Source organism: Acinetobacter sp. CAU_H_56 (assembly GCF_058599425.1).
Genome location: NZ_CM178654.1, coordinates 2,123,840 through 2,143,021 on the forward strand (window position 1 = coordinate 2,123,840; position 19,182 = coordinate 2,143,021).

General features: G+C 44.3%; 14 protein-coding genes and 4 tRNA genes. 9 read left to right on the plus strand and 9 right to left on the minus strand.

Features of this window, described 5'->3' with window-relative positions; all coding sequences use genetic code 11:
- Window positions 1-81: 81 nt before the first annotated feature.
- From AC4MCC_RS10125 to AC4MCC_RS10150, 6 genes are all read left to right on the plus strand, one after another.
- Window positions 82-993, plus strand: coding sequence for an alpha/beta fold hydrolase (locus tag AC4MCC_RS10125; RefSeq protein WP_491885226.1), 912 nt, complete (start codon window positions 82-84; stop codon window positions 991-993).
- A gap of 131 nt (window positions 994-1,124) precedes the next feature.
- Window positions 1,125-1,200, plus strand: a tRNA-Glu gene (locus AC4MCC_RS10130).
- A 24-nt stretch (window positions 1,201-1,224) separates the two neighbouring features.
- Window positions 1,225-1,300, plus strand: a tRNA-Glu gene (locus AC4MCC_RS10135).
- 24 nt (window positions 1,301-1,324) lie between these two features.
- Window positions 1,325-1,400 (plus strand) — tRNA-Glu (locus AC4MCC_RS10140).
- A gap of 45 nt (window positions 1,401-1,445) precedes the next feature.
- Window positions 1,446-1,521: transfer RNA gene (locus AC4MCC_RS10145), tRNA-Glu, on the plus strand.
- 303 nt (window positions 1,522-1,824) lie between these two features.
- The gene (locus AC4MCC_RS10150) at window positions 1,825-3,246 is read left to right on the plus strand and encodes an iron-containing redox enzyme family protein (RefSeq protein WP_491880737.1); all 1,422 of its coding nucleotides are present in this window, start codon (window positions 1,825-1,827) and stop codon (window positions 3,244-3,246) included.
- A 65-nt stretch (window positions 3,247-3,311) separates the two neighbouring features.
- On the opposite strand, the gene AC4MCC_RS10155 is transcribed toward AC4MCC_RS10150, so the two are convergent.
- The 5 genes from AC4MCC_RS10155 to AC4MCC_RS10175 all read right to left on the minus strand — a co-directional run bounded on the left by AC4MCC_RS10155 (window position 3,312) and on the right by AC4MCC_RS10175 (window position 11,911).
- Entirely contained in the window at window positions 3,312-4,556 is a 1,245-nt protein-coding gene (locus AC4MCC_RS10155; RefSeq protein WP_419374404.1) for an NADH:flavin oxidoreductase/NADH oxidase family protein, read from the minus strand.
- A gap of 127 nt (window positions 4,557-4,683) precedes the next feature.
- Entirely contained in the window at window positions 4,684-5,694 is a 1,011-nt protein-coding gene (locus AC4MCC_RS10160; RefSeq protein ID WP_419363375.1) for an ABC transporter permease, read from the minus strand.
- The gene (locus tag AC4MCC_RS10165; protein ID WP_419374403.1) at window positions 5,694-6,737 is read right to left on the minus strand and encodes an ABC transporter permease subunit; all 1,044 of its coding nucleotides are present in this window, start codon (window positions 6,735-6,737) and stop codon (window positions 5,694-5,696) included. The genes AC4MCC_RS10160 and AC4MCC_RS10165 overlap by 1 nt, the downstream gene beginning before the upstream one ends.
- 22 nt (window positions 6,738-6,759) lie before the next feature.
- On the minus strand, window positions 6,760-8,592 hold the full coding sequence (locus tag AC4MCC_RS10170) for an extracellular solute-binding protein (protein WP_491885227.1): 1,833 nt from the start codon (window positions 8,590-8,592) through the stop codon (window positions 6,760-6,762).
- A 16-nt stretch (window positions 8,593-8,608) separates the two neighbouring features.
- On the minus strand, window positions 8,609-11,911 hold the full coding sequence (locus AC4MCC_RS10175; protein WP_491885228.1) for a lytic transglycosylase: 3,303 nt from the start codon (window positions 11,909-11,911) through the stop codon (window positions 8,609-8,611).
- Window positions 11,912-12,119: 208 nt separating this feature from the next.
- On the opposite strand from AC4MCC_RS10175, the gene dnaQ reads away from it, so the two are divergent.
- The 3 genes from dnaQ to nudC all read left to right on the plus strand — a co-directional run bounded on the left by dnaQ (window position 12,120) and on the right by nudC (window position 16,033).
- A complete protein-coding gene (gene dnaQ / locus AC4MCC_RS10180) occupies window positions 12,120-13,484 on the plus strand; it encodes a DNA polymerase III subunit epsilon (protein WP_491885229.1) in 1,365 nt (454 codons plus the stop codon).
- 126 nt (window positions 13,485-13,610) lie between these two features.
- Window positions 13,611-15,254, plus strand: coding sequence for a chemotaxis protein (locus AC4MCC_RS10185; RefSeq protein WP_419363365.1), 1,644 nt, complete (start codon window positions 13,611-13,613; stop codon window positions 15,252-15,254).
- A complete protein-coding gene (gene nudC, locus AC4MCC_RS10190) occupies window positions 15,254-16,033 on the plus strand; it encodes an NAD(+) diphosphatase (protein WP_419374400.1) in 780 nt (259 codons plus the stop codon). The genes AC4MCC_RS10185 and nudC overlap by 1 nt, the downstream gene beginning before the upstream one ends.
- 68 nt (window positions 16,034-16,101) lie before the next feature.
- Here the strand turns inward: nudC and AC4MCC_RS10195 are convergent, their stop codons facing one another.
- From AC4MCC_RS10195 to AC4MCC_RS10210, 4 genes are all read right to left on the minus strand, one after another.
- Entirely contained in the window at window positions 16,102-16,980 is an 879-nt protein-coding gene (locus AC4MCC_RS10195; protein WP_419374399.1) for an alpha/beta hydrolase, read from the minus strand.
- Window positions 16,970-17,662 (minus strand): BON domain-containing protein, encoded by a 693-nt coding sequence (locus AC4MCC_RS10200; RefSeq protein ID WP_004782863.1) that lies wholly within the window; start codon window positions 17,660-17,662, stop codon window positions 16,970-16,972. The genes AC4MCC_RS10195 and AC4MCC_RS10200 overlap by 11 nt, the downstream gene beginning before the upstream one ends.
- Window positions 17,663-17,798: 136 nt before the next feature.
- The gene (locus AC4MCC_RS10205) at window positions 17,799-18,212 is read right to left on the minus strand and encodes a YraN family protein (RefSeq protein WP_313659146.1); all 414 of its coding nucleotides are present in this window, start codon (window positions 18,210-18,212) and stop codon (window positions 17,799-17,801) included.
- A 9-nt stretch (window positions 18,213-18,221) separates the two neighbouring features.
- Window positions 18,222-19,181 (minus strand): penicillin-binding protein activator, encoded by a 960-nt coding sequence (locus AC4MCC_RS10210; RefSeq protein WP_419374398.1) that lies wholly within the window; start codon window positions 19,179-19,181, stop codon window positions 18,222-18,224.
- Window position 19,182: the final 1 nt, after the last annotated feature.

A 19,182-nucleotide genomic window follows, 5' to 3' on the forward strand; every position in this document is an offset into this window, starting at 1 on the left:
ACACCACAAAAAGCGCTGCTTTTGCTACGTTAATTTTTTCTATACTGTAAATATAATTCTATCGAACTCAGTGGGGTGTCGATGAAAGTTATTTTTATTCATGGAATGAATCAGCAACATCATAGCGCTGCCTCCATCCGCCAGCGCTGGCTCCATATACTTCAAAAAGGGATGCGCAAACACCAACAAGATGCCAGATTTAGCTATTTAAAACGTCACATTCGTATTCCATTTTATGGCGATCTGCTTTCACGTTATAACGTCCGCAATATTCTAGAAGCCGGCACCCTGATGCCACAGGAATGGCCCAGCTTTCCTTTTCGCAAGCCGGCTCAACCTCAGCTTCCTGCCCCTGTTCCACGTCCTGGCTGGCGTAGGCCCACAATTACCGATTTGTCCCAGCCTGGTTCAAGTGACACCATGGATTTCAGACAGAAATTCAATTATTTTACCGCTCTCGGCAGGAATGTGGCGCTTCGGGATTTTGCCTTATTGCTCAATTATTTTCCCACTCTGCATCGCAATCTGTTGCAGAGATTTCTGATTGAAACTTATCTTTATCTCGATAATCCTGAGTTCATGAGGGAAGTACATGAAAGAATTGCCCGACAATTGAGTGGTCGCAAACCTTGTATTGTCATTGCTCATTCTTTAGGAAGTGTGATTGCCTATAATCATCTCATCCAGCACCCTGAACTGAATGTACAGCGTTTTATTACTTTAGGTTCACCATTAGCCTTTCAGGTGATTCAATCCAGCCTGGCACAGCCGGTGGTACGACCTAAAGCAATTAAAGGCGACTGGATCAATTTCTATTCAACGGATGATTATCTCACCGCCATCCCGCTTACCGAACCGCCATTCAAGTTTGAACCTGAAATCATCAATCATGGCATTCGTACCCATATTCACCGTCCACATGATATTACTGGCTATTTACTGCATCCTCAGGTCGTTGAAGCTATTCTGGAATTGCTTAAAAATCCGGCCTAAATCTTACATTTTTCAAGTATTCTATTAATATTGTTTTAAATTTACGCACTCAAAAGAAAAATTCCAAAAAACTCTGGAAAAGCGTTTGACACCCCCCTGTTTTCACCCTAATATACGCCCACCTCTGAAACGTCCCTATCGTCTAGAGGCCTAGGACATCGCCCTTTCACGGCGGTAACCGGGGTTCGAATCCCCGTAGGGACGCCAATTTCAGAAGTAATATTTTATTAAGTCCCTATCGTCTAGAGGCCTAGGACATCGCCCTTTCACGGCGGTAACCGGGGTTCGAATCCCCGTAGGGACGCCAATTTCAGAAGTAATATTTTATTAAGTCCCTATCGTCTAGAGGCCTAGGACATCGCCCTTTCACGGCGGTAACCGGGGTTCGAATCCCCGTAGGGACGCCATTACTTTAGATCAAAAGTTCTGGTTTAAAATATCACTTCTATACTGTCCCTATCGTCTAGAGGCCTAGGACATCGCCCTTTCACGGCGGTAACCGGGGTTCGAATCCCCGTAGGGACGCCATATTCGAGATGGTTAATTTAATTAACTTCTCATAAAAAAGCCCAAGCATGATGACTTGGGCTTTTTTATTGCTTGTTCCTTCATTCCTGTTTTTAACGTTTGATCAAATTTCTTTGATTGCAATTTTATTTGTTTATAAATTAATTCATTCAAAAATCTTATTCTTTTACATTTCTCTTCAACTCGTTATCCATTCATATTCATTTACAGCAATCGCACTATAAATCCGAACAAAAAATCAACACCGGTGGTATAAGCATGCCGTTAAGTTAGAAAGCATAATATATCTGCAAGGATCAGATTATGTTCGTCAGTACAAAGTTAAGTTCGCCTGAATCATCTATTAAAAATCATAATCATCAATTTAATAACTTTAAAGATTGGGTCAACTTCTTTCAAGATCAACAGATTTCGACGGCAATAAAGACCGAACAGGCTGAGAACTATTTAAGAGATTTAATCCAGCAAGTTGATGTGGCTGGATTAGAGTGGCTGGATCAACCCAGACATGTAGAGCAACATTTTCTGGAACAGCACCACCAAACCTGCGCAATTTTCCAGTCGTATGTAGAACGTCGTAAACAGCAGCAAGGACGTGAATACTTCCCGACTGTGTCACATGCATTTGAGTTCCTGGCCAAAGTCGCACCCGTGAAACTGGTAGACGGCTCATGGCTGTATTCAACTGTGCAAAACTGGAATCGTCCGGAAACCAAAGACCTGATTTATATCTATCTGGAAGAACTGGGCATGGGTCATACTCGTGCCAATCATGTCACCATGTATCAGGACTTGCTGAATCATTATGAGCTGAACAGCTATGCCGAGCAGCTGGATGCCAGCTATTATGAACAGGCAGCCGTACAGCTCGCACTGGCCTATGCACCACCCGAATATTTGCCGTTAGTAATTGGTTTCAATCTGGGTTATGAACAGCTGCCATTACATCTGTTAATTACCAATTATGAGCTGTCTGAACTCGGTATTGATCCACATTATTTCAATGTACACATTACCATTGATAATGCTCACAACGGTCATGCGCAAAAATCTCTGCAAGCGTATTTAGATCAGTATGCACTCGCTGAAGATCCTGCCCAGTATCTTGACCTGATTAAAAAAGGTTATGTGCTGAATGACATTGGCAAAAGTTCTACCCAGATCATCAAGCAACTGGATACTGAAAAACTGGCTTTGAAAGTGTTCCAGAACAAAGTGCTGATTGGACAATATATCCATAACCAGAAATGCCAGTTTAGTGGCAAGACTATTAATGAGTGGTTATCCGATCCGGCACAGATTGCGGGCTTCCTGAAAGTCATGATTGAAAAAGGCTGGATTGTAAAAGATGCACCTGTAGAACAAAGCCGTTTCTGGAAAATGATTGATGATCCAGATGGTAAAATGTTTGGTGTATTTAATGCCACTGAAAAACAGATTATTAAAGACTGGATTCAAGGTGAGACTTTTGCCGCTCGTCTGTCATCACGTAGCAGATCTCAAGTACATAACCAGATGGAACCAGTGCTGAACCGTATTGACCAGCAACAGATCCATCAGCTGAAAAGCCGTCTGAATCGCTGTGCTGCTGCCGAACAGAAGATTGATCTGCTGATTCCTTATGTAGCACCGCATATGCATCATCAGGAAGTAGGCTTGTGGGCAACACGTCAGCTTTCTCAGTTACTCTTCCCTTTTCAGACTCAAGCCATGACTTATTCTTAGAAAGATCATTCATAAAAAACAGGGCATTAAATATGCCCTGTTTTTGCTTCAATGCATTATGCAAATTAAGCCGATTTACGTGAATTGATCTGACCTTTAATCACAGCCTTCACATTGCCTTTTACATAATTTAAAAATACCTTTAAAGGTGACAGTTTTGGATTTGGTCGATTACCTTTGGCAATTTCTTTAAATTGCGCGGCATACCAGATGATTTCCATAATCGCCATCTTATCGATCATTGGAATACCAGTTTTAATTTTCTCAACTGCATAACGTACATCCTGTCCTGCAACCAGACGGTTACCCAGATCAGGCTCGACCGCAAATGGACGTGCAATACCGACAAAATCACATGCGCCGCTATCTAGAGCTGCATTCATACCCACTGCGGTACGGAAGCCACCCGTCACCATCAAATGACAATTAACTTCCTGACGGATCTTTTCGGCAAAGTCGAGGAAATAGGCTTCGCGGGCAACTGTTGATGCTTTACGTTTCTCTGCTTTTACCCCAGCCATTGCGGGTGCTTCATAGGTTCCGCCAGAAACTTCAATAATATCGATCCCGGCTGCATCCATCGCCTTAAAGACATAAATAACGTCTTCTTCACTAATGCCACCGCGCTGAAAGTCTGCCGAATTTAATTTCACTGAAATAACAAAATTTTCAGAAGTTGCTGCACGTACCGCTTTATAGGCTTCTAGCAAGAATCGGCTGCGGTTTTCAATACTACCACCCCACTGGTCTTGACGTTTATTGGTCAGCGGCGATAAAAACTGGCTAATCAGATAACCATGTGCACCATGTAGCTGCACGCCTTCAAATCCCGCCTTTTCACAAATGGCAGCTGAAGTCGCAAAGCGCTGGATAATATCTAAAATTTCATCTTCACGCAGTTCACGTGGCGTACCGAAACTCATCGCCAGTGCCGGACTAAAAGGCACAGCTGAAGGCGCTACGGTTTCTTTATTCAAGCCTTTCGGGCACTGACGTCCAGGATGAGACAACTGTACCAGTTGCACCATGCCATGACGTTTGCCGACATTCGCCCAAGCTTTTAACTTTTCCAGATCACGTTCAGTTTCTACTACCACTACACCAGGTTCATTCTTGGCACGAAAATCCACCATGACATTACCCGTAATCGCACAGCCTAAACCGCCTTTGGCCCACGCCTCATACAACTTTAAATGGGCCTGATTGGGTTGGCCTGCATCATTAGCCAATGCCTCACTCATGGCACCTTTGATGATACGGTTTTTAAACTGGGTATTACGGATCTGGATAGAATCGGCCAATTGTGTCATGTACTTTCCTGAAATGTTTATCTTATTTTATATGTGTTATAACCCAACTTGCCATAATTGACAATTCATATTGTCAAATGGATACAAATTTTATTTGTGGATATTAAGGCAGTCTTAAAAAATCATTTTAAATTTTAGGATCGAAAGCATCCCGGATGGCTTCACCGATATAGATGAGCAAAGACAAGACAATGGCCAAGGTTAGAAAACCGGATAAGGCCAACCACGGCGCATTGAGATTATTTTTACCCTGCAGCAATAATTCCCCCAAAGAAGCGGTTTCAGGAGGCAAACCATAACCTAAAAAGTCCAGTGCAGTCAGTGCGCTGATATTGGCAGTCAGCATAAAAGGCAGCTGTGACAGGCTGGAACCCATCACATTGGGTAAAATATGCCTGAACATGATTCGACCGTGCCCTGCTCCAATGCTTCTCGCTGCCCAGACATATTCCAGATTTCTGGCCCGTAAAAATTCGGCGCGCACCATCGACACCAGTGTGGTCCAGCCAAAAAATAGCATGATTACAAATAGCCAGTAAATATTTGGACTAAATACGCTGACCAGAATCATCACCATAAACAGCATCGGCAGGCTGCTCCAGACCTCAAGTGCACGTTGTCCGATCAGGTCAATCCAGCCACCATAATAGCCTTGAACTGCACCGACCAGCACACCTAATCCTGCCGACAGCAAAGTCAGTGCAAAGCCAAACAGCAAGGAAATACGCAGACCATATAAAATCCGTGCTAGCACATCACGTCCTTGATCATCGGTCCCCAGCCAATTTTGTTGGCTTGGTGCTGAAGGCACTGGAATATCGAGTGTCAAATTGGGTGTGTCATATGCAAAACGGATCACTGGCCAGATTGCCCAGCCTTTGGCATTAATCAGCTGCTGTACCGCAGGATCCTGATACTCGGCTTCAGTTTCAAAGACACCCCCAAAAGTCGTTTCAGGATATGACTTTATTACTGGCAGATAATAGGAATCCTCATACTTGATCAGTAAAGGCTTATCGTTAGCGATCAGCTCAGCACCAAGTGACAAGATAAAAATAATGATAAAGGCAATGCAGCAGGCAAATCCGGTTTTATTATTTTTAAAACGTTGCAAACTGGCGCGTAGCATTGGTGACATTATTTTGACCCTCGCGAATCAAAATGAATCCGGGGATCAATCACCCGATACAGCACATCACTGATCAAACGCAAAACTAAACCCAATAAAGTAAAAATAAACAAGGTTCCAAAAATGACCGGATAATCCCGCTGCAGAATCGCTTCAAATCCCAGCATGCCCAAACCATCCAGATTAAAGATGATTTCAATAAACAGGTTCCCGACAAACAAAATACCAAGCAAAGCTTCTGGCAATCCAGCGATCAACACCAGCACAGCATTGCGCAGTACATGCCGGTAGAGCACTGCCCTGTCCTGTAGCCCTTTCGCTCTTGCTGCCAGTACATAGTGTTTACTAAGTTCTTCCATAAAGGAAAATTTCACCAGATAAGTCAGCCGTGCAAAACCACCTAGTACCATAGCTAGCAATGGCAAAGCCATATGCCAGAAATAATCCTGAATTTTCTCAAAGAAGGATAATTCAGCAAAATTTTCCGAGCTTAATCCTTGTAAAGGAAACCATTGCAGATAGGAACCACCTGCAAAAAATACAATCAGCAAAATCGCAAAGATAAAGGCTGGAATGGCATAGCCCACAGCCAGCAGCAAAGACGTCGTTTGATCAAACAGGCTGCCATGCTTTTTGGCTTTCTGGATGCCAAGAGGAATAGAGACCAGATAAATGAGCAAGGTACTCCAGAAACCTAGAGACAGTGAAACTGGCAATTTCTCCCAGATCAGTTCAGTCACAGCTTGACCTTTAAAAAAGCTCTGGCCTAAATCAAACTGGGCATAGCTTTTCAACATTTCCCAGAACCGTAAATGAACCGGCTGATCAAATCCATACTGAATCTTGATCTGCTCCAGCATTTCGGGTGTCAGGCCTTGCTGCCCCTGATACTGCAAACCACCGATCGCCAAATTATTCGCATGCTGTGCCTGATAGATGGCCTGTTCCACAGGGCCACCCGGTGCAAGCTGAATCACCACAAAATTGATCAGTAAAACCATCAATAATGTCGGAATCATAAGAAGCAAACGTTTGACGATATAAGTGCTCATGGCACTCCCCGAAGCTGAAAACCTAACGATATTTTAAGTACGGTGCCACTTTTCTGGCTTTAGCGGTATCCACCCACCAGTAATCAATACCCACAGAAAGCTTGGGCTTGATTTTAGGCTGTTGATACATATTCCAGTAAGCATACCAGTATTCACCCGTACCATAGGTCGGAATATGATAATAACCGGCCCGCAATAAACGATCTAAGGCTCGGGTACTATAAATCAGCTGATCCCGGCTTTGTGCTTGAACCACCTGATCAATCACCCGATCAATCACCGGATTTTGAATACCCGCATAATTATAATTGCCTGGCTGACGTGCCGCCTGACTGCCCCAAAACTGTTTCTGTTCCTGCCCCGGTGTCAGTGATTGCGGCATGGTATCCACAATCATATCAAACTGATAATTTCTTAGTCGCTCATAGTACTGAGCCGTTTCCACCATCCGAATATGCGCCTGAATTCCTAAACGTTTCAAATGGCGTAGATAAGACATTAGATGACGCTGCTGTTCAGCCTGATGCAACAGAAATTCGATCTGTACAGGTTTACCTTGAGCAGTCACCAGGTTTCCCTGCTGATAACGGTAACCGGCATTCAATAAAATTTGTCGTGCCTGTAATAAATTTTTGCGGTTAAACCCTGAGGCATCTGATTGCGGATAATGCCAATCCTGTAATACCGCCTGACGTTGCACCGGATGCAATTTGGATAAATTTGGCTGTAATATTTTCAGCTCCTGAGCACTCGGCTTGCCTGTAGATGCCAGTTCACTATTACTAAAAAAGCTGTTCAGACGCTGATATTCTCCATGAAACAAGGCTTTATTTAGCCATTCAAAATCATAGGCCAGAGTTAAAGCTTGCCGGAAGCGGATATCGGCAAAGGGCTGACGCCGGGTATTAAAAATCAGGCTTTGGGTTGGAACCGGATTGTGATGGTGAAAACGATAGGTTTTGATCTGGCCTTGCTCTACCGCAGGAAAGCGATAATCACTTACCCAGCGGTTAACCTGTTTTTCCTCATGCAGTGTGAACTGGCCCGACTTAAAAGCTTCAAACTTGATTTCCGGACTACGGTAATAGCGATACTGTATGCGATCAAAATTATAACGTCCACGATTGACCAGCAGGTCTTTACCCCAATAATGTGGATTACGTTTATAGGAAATACTACGTCCTGCATCAATGCGATCAATCACATAAGGCCCAGAACCCAAGATTGGTTTCAGGTTAATGTCCTTGAAGTTACGCTTTTGCCATTCCTGCTGAGAATAGATCGGCATTTGCGTCACAATCATCGCCATTTCCGGATTATGGCGAGACCTAAAACTGATCTTAACTTTTAATGGTGACAGGACTTCGGTTTTTTTAATATCTGCCAGATACATCTGCAAGCCGAAATTGGACTGGGTCTGATACAGATCAAAACTGTATTTCACATCCTTGGCTGTCACTGGCTGGCCATTACTGAATCTGGCTTTAGAATTTAAATGGAAAATAATATAAGCAGTCTGCTTGGGATCGAAACTGACTTTCTCAGCCAGCAAAGGATAATAAACGCCAGGCTCATCCAGGGATTTTGACATAAGACTGTCAAAAATATAATTAACCCCTTCTGTGACATTGCCCTTACCATTCATGCTGTTCAGATTATCAAAACTGCCATCGGCTGCCTGAATAAGAATGCCGCCTTTGGGCGCTTGCGGATTGGCATAAGGCAGAGATTTAGCCTGTGCATATTTGGGTACACTATGCAGTGCAATATAAGGCGTCGTAATGACTGCTGCCCCGCTGGAACTGATGATCCAGGGGGCAGCAAGAATCCATAAGACATGGATGGGATTAAACAATTTCACGATCCAGAAATTAGTTTGGAACCTTAATCACATCACCAATACGCAATTGAGTATTGGGTTTCAGTTCATTCATTTCTGCCAACTCATTGGTTGCCATACCATAACGGGATGCCAGACCGATCAAGGTATCGCCACGCTTCACCTTGTATTCAGTGACCAGCTTTGGAAGCTGAAGCGTTTGGCCTACACGTAAACCGGCACGTGGACTAAGATTATTCAGGCTCGCCAGATCAGTAACGGGTACTCCTACGCGATTGGCAATCGCAATCAAAGACTCCCCAGATTTCACCGTATAGGATTCTGTCGCCTTAGAAGATGCAGATTTTGTTGCGACTTTCAATGCTGGCTCTTTTTTGGCGATCTGAATATCTTCATTAATTTTTAAACGCTGTCCAACCCGCACATTGCTAGTGGTGCTTAGGCCGTTCAGGTCTGCCAGATAACGTAATTGTAGATGATATTGGCGGGCAATCGAGCTTAAGGTTTCACCAGATTTCACGATGTGAGTATCGGATTTGACATTCTTTTCCTGAGTCTCGGTGACCACTTCCTGCACAGGTTCAGGACTACCAGATAATTTTAGATGCTGACCCACACGCAGATTGGCACTACGGGAAATATTGTTCAGGTTGGCAATCTGATCCATCGACAGATTATATTTTGCTGCAATCCCGGTCAGCGTATCACCCGATTGAACCGTATAACTGTCAGGAACCTGACTACCGGCCGGAATTTTGATGGTTTGACCAATGCGTAAGCCGCTGTTTGCAGACAGGCCATTTAATGCTGCCAGTTCAGATACCGTCAATTTACTTTGATTGGCAATGCTGTACAGGGTTTCACCACGTTTGACCTGATAGCTTTCTGTTGGAGTATGATCAACCTTAACATTCTCAAACTTCTGCTCTACTTTTTCGGTTTTCTTACTGCTCGCAGTCAGTTCTTCAACTTCATTAAGAGGAACATTAATTTTCTGTCCGACCATCAAACTGCTACCAGCAGTTAAACCCGGAGTTAGTGCAGCAAGCTCGGCGTTCGACAATGCATAACGGTCCGCGATCAGTTTCAGATATTCACCACGTTTAACAGTATAGGACTTGGTCTGAACTTTGGCAGTTTCGGCTTTTTTACTGTCTTCAGCTTTCGCTTTGCTGGCACTTTCTTTCAGGGAAAGCTTTTGCCCCACAAATAAACCACTGGTCGCACTCAGATCATTATAATCGGCCAACTGTTTGACGCTCAGGCCGAACTGACTGGCAACACTGGTCAATGAATCATTGGCTTGAACCACATAGCTTTCTGGTTTCTCTTTGGCTTTCGGTGCTTCCTGTACCGGCTTGGCATCATAGAGATAAATTGTGGTGCCTACATATAAGGTAGAGTTTGGATCAATCTGGTTCCATTTCGCGACATCACGCCAGTTCACGCCATTTTTGGCAGCAATCAATGCTAGATTATCACCCGGTAAGACCTTATAGGTACTGCGCTTACCTTTCGGTGCCACAACCACGACTTCTGAATCAGTTTTTACATAGTTTTTGCCTTGATTAAGTCGGGCTTCAACTGAATCTGCACTGGTGTTTACAGCGACTTCTTTCGGATATGAGAATCCTTTGGTCAGTTCCTTGCCCTGCTGCTCGGCAATAGACTGACTGGTCTGAATTGCAGTCAGTTTAATCTTGCCATCATAAGGGTCAACAATTTCTGTACCTGCAGGTGCCAGTGCTTTCAGCTCTTCAATGACCTGTGCCTGTTCAGCCGCAGTCGCTACAGGTTGTAAAAGCTCATCCACGGTTTTATTAATTTCTTCTGCTGACACCACTTTCTGGATTTGCTGACGTTCAGCTGCGGTAATTGGTGGCTCGACCTGGATAGGCTTCACTGAAGCAACTGGCGTCACAGCAACCGGAATACGTGGCGCGCTTGGAATAGGCAATTCACTTTTTGCCGCAAATTCAGCAAGTGCTTCGGAACCACGTGGTGTGCTGACCCGTTTGGTGGTTTGTGCAGTTAGATTAGGTGTCGTCGTGGTTGACACTGCTGCTGGTGCAGTCGTAGCTGGCTTTGGTGATGTGGTCGCAGTTGGAGCTTTAGTTGCTGTTGCAGTCTTAGCAGTCGTAGTGGCAAGCACCGGCGGAGTCTGCTTGGCAGGTACGATGGTGGTACTGGTTGATGCTGGTGCTACAGTTGGCTTTGGAGTTACTGTAGTGGTCGTTTTAGGCGAGTTACTGACAGTACCTGCCCATAAGCCGCTTGAACTAGACTGCAGTTTTTTCAGTTTTTCATCAATCGATGGACTTAAGTCAGCCGGAATCAAAATACGGCGCGGACTTTCCGGATCAATACGATCACCACGATGTCCCGGGTTAAGCTGATACAGTTCAGCACGGCTTAAACCCGTAATCGATGCAATCTCATTTAAATTGGCTGCACCCACAGTCACTTCACGAAAGTGAGGACGGTTGGCAATCGGTGGCAAACTCACGCCATAAGTACCCGGATTTTTCACAATCTGTGCAACTGCCAGGAAGCGCGGTACATAGTTCATGGTTTCCTGAGGCAGTTTCAAGGACCAGTAATCGGTAGGTAAACCTGCAGCCTTATTACGGTTAATCGCCTGCTGGATACGGCCTGGACCGGCATTATAAGAGGCCAAAGCCAATTCCCACGAACCAAACTGGTTATATAAGCTACCCAAGAATTCATAAGCCGCACGGGTCGACTCAACGACATCACGACGGCCATCGTAAAGTGAGGTTTGTTTCAGACCATAAATACGGCCAGTACTCGGAATAAACTGCCATAAGCCTGCCGCTGCTGCACTACTGGTCGCCGCCGGGTCATAAGAACTTTCAATAATCGGTAATAAAGCCAGTTCCGTAGGCATGCCACGACGCTCTGCTTCTTTCACCGTATAATATAAATAGCGTGATGCACGGGCACTCAGGCGGTCCAGATACGGCTGACGGGAAATAAACCAGCCACGCTGTGCATCAATACGCGGATTCCAGGTATTCAGATCCATCTTGAAACCCACGGTCATCCGTTTCCAGATATCACCATGCTTCAAAATCAGTAAGCGATCACCTTCAACCGCACGCATATCCGTTGCAGAAAGTAAATCTTCCAGCCCATCCAAACTGCTTGCATCTAGATATTGTGAGCCAACCTGCTTGCTTGACGCTTTCTGGGTCGCACTTTGTGTAGAAGAACAGCCCGTCAGTCCCAAGGAAGCGAGAGCCGTTCCAAGTACAGAAAATTTTAAAAATGCTGGTAATGCGGGCTGCCACAAAATTGCGGTTGGTTTATACATAAAGAAATCCAAACAATTCGTATATAAATTTATTTTTTAGATATGCCATTGTAGTGAAGCATGTCGTGGACACAAGGCATTAATTTACCCCGATTTCACGTTAAATGTTACAAGAAATTAAAAAAACTGGTGCATCTAGACGCATCAAGCGTATTTGCGTTATACAATATCCGCTTCAGCAAGTTCTTTTTTGATCGGATTTTAATTTATGTCTCACACTATCACGCTATATGTTGATGGCGCCTGTCGCGGCAACCCGGGTTTAGGCGGTTGGGGTGCGTACATAATTACCGAACAGCAGGAACACAAAATTTGCGGTGGCGAAGATCATACCACCAATAATCGCATGGAGCTGACCGCAGCGATCGAAGGCATTCAGTACTGTCCAAAAGATGCCAAGCTGGTCATTTATACCGATTCCAATTATGTCAAACAAGGCATTACCGAATGGATTCATGGCTGGAAAAAGAAAAACTGGAAAGATGTTAAAAATCCGGATCTATGGCAAAAGCTGGATGCCACCTGCCAAGGCCGCGATATTGAATGGCACTGGGTAAAAGGCCATGCCGGACATCCTGGCAATGAAATGGCCGATCAACTGGCCAATCAGGGTGCAGATGAAACCTTAAAAAAATCCAAATCAGTTACTGCAATAACTGAAAATAAAAAAAAATCTGAACCTGACTGGCTTCTAGACGACCCTTTCGGGCTGGATCTTGTCGATAGCGAAGAAGAAATCGAAGAGAGTATGGAAATGGCCGAAGAAGAAATGGAACAGACTGAAAATTTAGAAACAGCTGAAAATACCGATGAGTCCGCTTCAGATCCAACCGAGCTGCATCCGCAAATTGTGATTACACCGCCGACCTTAGAGCTGCATGGCCCTCGTCAATTGATTCTGGATACTGAAACCACAGGTTTCTATTATCAGGATGGTGACCGGATCATTGAGGTCGGTGCGATTGAGATGATTAATCGGAAACTCACCGGCAGCTCAATCCATATTTATATCAATCCGAAAAAACCGGTTGGTGATTCGGTGAATGTCCACGGTATCACCGACGAGTTCCTGCAAGATAAGCCGCTGTTTGAAGAAATCTCACAGGTACTGTTTGACTATCTGCAAGGCGCCGAAATTATTGCGCATAACGCGACCTTTGATATGAACTTCCTGGATATGGAGTTCAAGCGTGCAGGCTTTGTCGCGCTTTCTGAAGTTTGTGAAGTGACCGATACCCTGGCAATGGCCAAGTCCAAGCATCCGGGACAGAAAAACTCTCTGGACGCCCTCGTCCGTCGTTATGAAATTCCACAACGTGACCGTACCTTCCACGGTGCCTTGCTCGATGCGGAAATTCTATCCGATGTTTATCTGGCCATGACTGGTGGACAAGTCTCTTTTGATATGGATGCCCTGTCACATACCGAAGAACAAGGCGGCAGTTCAGGCACTGTGAAAATCGAAATTGAATTGCCTGTGATTCTTCCATCAGATGAAGAACTTGCCGAACATGAGAAATGGGTCAAACAATTTGAAGAAAAGCATGGAACGCCTTGCCTTTTTGCCAAATAAAATCTAAATTTCAAGCAGTAATTTCGCTTTTAAAATACAGTTCTTCAGTTATAGTAATTCCAAAGAGGCCCCGTCCGATAAAGCGGGGCTCATATATAGATAATACTCAAGGAAAGGTGCAGATCCATGTCTTACCAAACCTCTATACATTTTGATCCAACAGCTTTACTGATAATAAAAAATGAGGTTGATAACTCGATCAAGTTAGTCGAATCAGCAGTAAGCACCTTGGTAGAAGATCAAACTTTACCTTTTGGCATTGACGATGCATTAAATCAGTTCGAACAATGTGCACAGGTACTGGCACTGATTGATATGCCGAATCTGGCACAAATTGCACAATATTCAGCAGAACTGATGCGCAAGATTATGGGGAATCCGGCGCAGGTCAACACTCAGGATGTGATCGCATTGAGTGAAGGCACCACCATGCTGAAGCGCTATATCGAATTTATCTGCTTACGTGAAGTGAAAATTCCACAGTTCCTGCTCGATACCCTGAACCGTCTGGAACTTGCGCTTGGTAAACCATTAACCACTGAAGGTCAGCATATTGAACCTTTGCTTGACCTGATTACTCCAGACTTCCAGTTACCCCAAGTACCAGGTCTGGAAAAATCCAAATATGTGCAACGCCTGTATAAGCTGTCTCTTAACAAACTGCTAAAACAGGAAGAAAGCGAGATGGACCTGCAAGCGATCAAACTGGTCGGTACTTATCTGGCAGGTCTTTCAGCAAATCATCCAAGCAAGCAATACTGGCATCTGGTGCATGTTGCTTTTGATAATATTGATCACCTGCTCATCAATGAACCACGTTTACGTACTTTAATCAGTATTGAACGCAACATGGCACAGTACTTTAGTTCAGCCGACAGCTTCAAAGCCTCTCTGTCTGATCTGGCAAATGTATTAAGCTTATGTATCAGTCAGGAAGATGCAACTGCACAGCAAATCCGTAGCCAGCTGAATATTGGTGATGATCTACTGACAGATATGCAACTTCAGGTATTTAGCCGTCACCTATATGGTCCGGACTTTGAAACCATGCATACCATTAGCGAACTGGTAACTGCTGAAATGACCCAGATCCGCAATGATATCGAATACAACTATCAGCACATGACACCTGAAAAAACTCAGGAACTTCAGACTCAGCTGAATAGCTTGGCCAATATCTTCAAGGTTCTGAATCTGAATGAAGCCTATCATGACTTAAACCGTCAGGCAGCTTCACTCAGCCAGGCAGATATTCTGAAAGATGAGTCTTTTGCCCAACAATTAATGAATGTAATTCTATCCGCGATGAACTCGATTGGTGTATTGGAGCGCCATCATACTTCGAGCCGCTTGCAGCTACGTGTGAATAACATGAATATCTCGCTGGATCGTCTGGACGAAGCACACAACGCTTTGTTAAATGAAACCAAGGCGTTGATTGAATTGTCTAGCCAGATTCTGACTGATTATCTACAAGATCAAGATCTGACCAAACTTGAACCTGTACCCACCCAGTTCTGTGAAATTGGCGGTGCCATGCTGTTCCTGAATGCTGAACATGTGAAAGCTGCATTCAATACAACTGCCCTGTTTATCAAAAACCGTATTGAACAGTCGCTTGCATTAACACCAGCAGAAATTCATCATGCGCTGGATGCATTGGCTAGTGCCGACATGATGATCGACAACTTAAAGAACAAACAGCCTGTATTACAGTCCATGTTTAAGGTAGCATTAGACAGTAGTGAGAAACTGAAAATCGTTGCCTAATGTCTAAAAAATTATCACTTGCTTATATTTTCCAGCAGCAACAGTTGCTGGTCGATCAACACTTTCAACTGCCTCAAGTTGAAGCTCTGGCAAGTGATTTGCTGCTGAATCCGGGTGATCAGGTGGTTGCCCGTGATCTTCTTCCAGATGAGCCGATTCCTGAAAGCTTGCAGCTGGTTCCAATCCGTCAATTATTACAGTTTTGGAATGTTCAGCAATTTGAACAGGCCAGTCGTGCTGTGCAACTATTGGAATGGCGCCGGAATCACAAGTTCTGTAGCCACTGTGGTACCCCGACTGAAGCCCATGCTGTTGAATATGCCATGGTTTGTCCAGCTTGCCATTATCGTCAGTATCCACGAGTGCAACCTTGTGTGATTACCGTGATTACCCGTGGTGAAGATGAAATTTTGCTGGCTAAAAATGCACGTAATACCAAAAGCCAGATGTATGGCCTGATTGCCGGATTTGTCGAAGTTGGGGAAACACTTGAAGAAGCGGTACGTCGCGAGACGCTGGAAGAAGTCGGCTTGAGATTGAAAAATATCCAGTATCTGGCCAGTCAGCCGTGGCCCTTCCCAAGTAACCTGATGATTGCCTTCAAAGCAGAATATGCTGGCGGTGAGCTGCAATTGCAGGAAGAAGAAATTAGCGATGCGAAATTCTTCAAGTTTGATCAGCTGCCTGAAATTCCGTTTAAAGGCAGTATTGCCCATGCCATGATCATGCATGTGACCCAAGGCACGCCAGTCGCAGATGATACCTGTGAATGGCTCTAAGTTTTTAATTAAAAAAGCCCGGTTTTTATACCGGGCTTTTTTGTGGGAATTACCACGATCACAGATCTTCACTTAAAAGCATCTTCTAGCGCCCACATCACACGCGGCTTGGTTTCAAAGAACCGGCTAAACAAACTGGACAATGAACCAATCATTGTAATATGGCCCAGTTTCGGAATCGTAATCAGCTCACTATGATTGCCATGGTCTTTTAATACTCGATCCAGATCCTGACTGTTAAAATGACCGACAATATTGTCCCGCTCTGCCATGAACAGATAATGTTTGGTGGAGGTATTTTCCACAAAATAATATGGCATCACCTGCTGATACGGAATCGACTGGTCAAAAGCATCGGCACAGATTGGATCATCTTTATAGTTAAAATGATAAGGTCCTGCCAGACCAATAATGGCGCGGATTTGTTCCCGCTCAATCATGGCCTTTTGTGGATGGTATAGCGCTGACATGACATTAAATGCTCCGGCTGAATGTCCCATCAAGACCAGATTTTCCGTAGAAACATTTAACTGGCCTGCATGCTGCTGCAAATGATTTAGCAACAGATGCAGGTCATTAATATAGATCGGGAAAATGTGTTCAGGCGCTAGGTGATAGTTCATCACCACCACATCATAGCCTTCTTTGGCAAAGGCCTCGCCAATGAAATGGTAATCCTTTTTATCACCGTGCAGCCAGGCACCACCATGGACAAAGACAATCAGGGGGCGATGCGCTAAAGGCTGATGACTTAAAAACAGATCAAAACGTTGACGGGCTTTTAAGCCATAGGCTAACTGGGTTTCAACACTATAACCCTGTTTTGGGGTTAAACGGTTCAGCGCATAACTGCCAAAATCATAGATCCGGAAATCTTTATAACGTTGTTGGACTTCAAGGATCCGATCTGACAGCTGCGTTTTAAATTGACCGACCTTATGGAACATCAGTCGGTTCAACTGTATCAGGATCAATGGCGACTGGAGTCTGTTCAACACCCGACTGTGCATAAGATGCAGGCGCTGCAAAATTCTGGTTAGTATTATAACCAGAGCGCTGATCCACGTTGTCGATGAGCGTGACAATTTTCGTGATATTCCCCACTTGTTGCAGCACCTGATTCAGGTCATCGATTTCTGCACTGTTCAGACGTCCCATCACATACAGTACACCATCTTCAGTATGCACATGCACTTTGCTGTCAGATACTACTGGTGCTTTCATAATCAGGCCACGGGTATTCGCCGTCACGGCGGTATCCTGCATGATCGTAGTGTAGCTGCTCTGGTTACCCACAGTGATAAAGTTATGCACCGCTTTGACGTCACTCATAGATTTGACATTATCTTCTGCCAATTGCTTGAGATGCGCATCCGGCACCTGCCCGGTCAACAGGACATTGCCATGGAAGCTTTCAATATTGACCCTTGACTGTTTAAAACGTGAATCCAGTTTATAAAGATTAATTTTTGCAGTACGTACAATAGAAGAATCGATAAATACCTGTCCTAGCGTCCGAGCTCCATTTTCGGTACCTACAGGAGCCGTACCAGTACCGCTGGAAATAAAGCTGGCACAACCCGATAAACTTGCGACACACAGCATTGTTATTGCAATACGCTTAACCACTCAGCAAGACTCCTTAATTTTAATCAGTCTTATTTCAATATAATAATCTGTTTTTTCAAGGTCAGATATTCTTCATCATACTTGAACTTTCCCATGATGCTGCAAATTTTATCTACCGCATCAGATCTTATTTTATTCAAAGATTAATAAACTCTTGATCAAAAGTAAAAGCATTTTCAAACCAGTGCAGATCATAAGGGTATTGAGAAAAATCATGCTGTATGGTTTTTGCAAAATACCGATTAAAATCAAAACAAATCACATCAAAACGATAGTAATAATGTGCAAACTGTGGATTTTTTTGAATAAAACATACAGCCGTTTGTAGGACTTTTCGTTGCTTGGCAGAGGAAACAGATTCAAAAGCCAATGCATAACCCGTTTTAGCTCGTGCTTTTACTTCGACAAAGACCAGTTCCTGCTCACGCTGCATGACCAGATCAAGTTCACCATAGCGACTATGCCAGTTTCTGGCAATGAGCTGAAAGTCTTGTTGCTGCATCAGTTGCGCAGCCTGTTGTTCTGCCCATACACCTAATTGTTTCTGCATCGCTGACCTTTATAGTGCCTTGAGACCTTTGGCACTCTGCTGAAAACAGGATGGCGTACGTTGTATGCCCTGATCCGATACCCGAATCATTCCAGTACGACCCTGGAATTCAATATTGCGTATTTTTTTATTGTTTAAATAATACTGGGTGATTTGCCAGGCATCTCCACCAAAAGCAATCAAGCGCTGATAGGACATATTTACCGGTGCTTGATGATAAGCCTGCATCACATCAGGCCAGTTAGCAAAATAAAGTACCGGTACATCGCAGAACTTGATGCCTCGTGTCGGAACATGCTGTTCATTAATTGCATTTGCGACTGTATAAATCCGTTTATGTCCTAAACCATGTAAGGATGCCAGCCAGTCTGCATTGCCAAGCAATAGTATCCCCTGCTTGCTCTTCAGAAAAAATGGCGGCTTCTCGATCATTTCCAGTTGCAGCTCACTCTGGCTAAGTAGTGACATTAGCAATAGTTCATATTCTGACTCACTGCCCGGCTGACGCAGCACAAACAGTTGCTGAATCCCATCTAGCGCAATCTGCTTCTGTAATGCAGCTGCATCTTCTTTTTTCGACAGGCTAAATTGCCAGATATTTGGGGCCGTGAGGCTAGTTTCATTCAAACTGAGTGTACGAATCTTGGGTTTAGTCTGCACCAGTTGCTCTACATCCTGACGTGCCAAAGGACCAATCACCATTTGTGTCTTTTTACTGACATGCTGTTTGAGTAGCTGAGAGATTTTTTTCTGGTCTGAATTGACCCATTTCAATGGTACTTTCTGTCCGGACGCCGTATATGCACTGAGAAATCCTTGCTTGATACTCGAAGCGGCTCGCGCCAAGGGGCCGGTTTCAGGTAGAATAATCAGCACTTCCGCTTGTACGCTGCTGACGCAGGCCAGTAACCCCAAGCCCAGAATTTTATTTTGAATCTTCCATTTTTTATTATTCGATTTATTCCACATG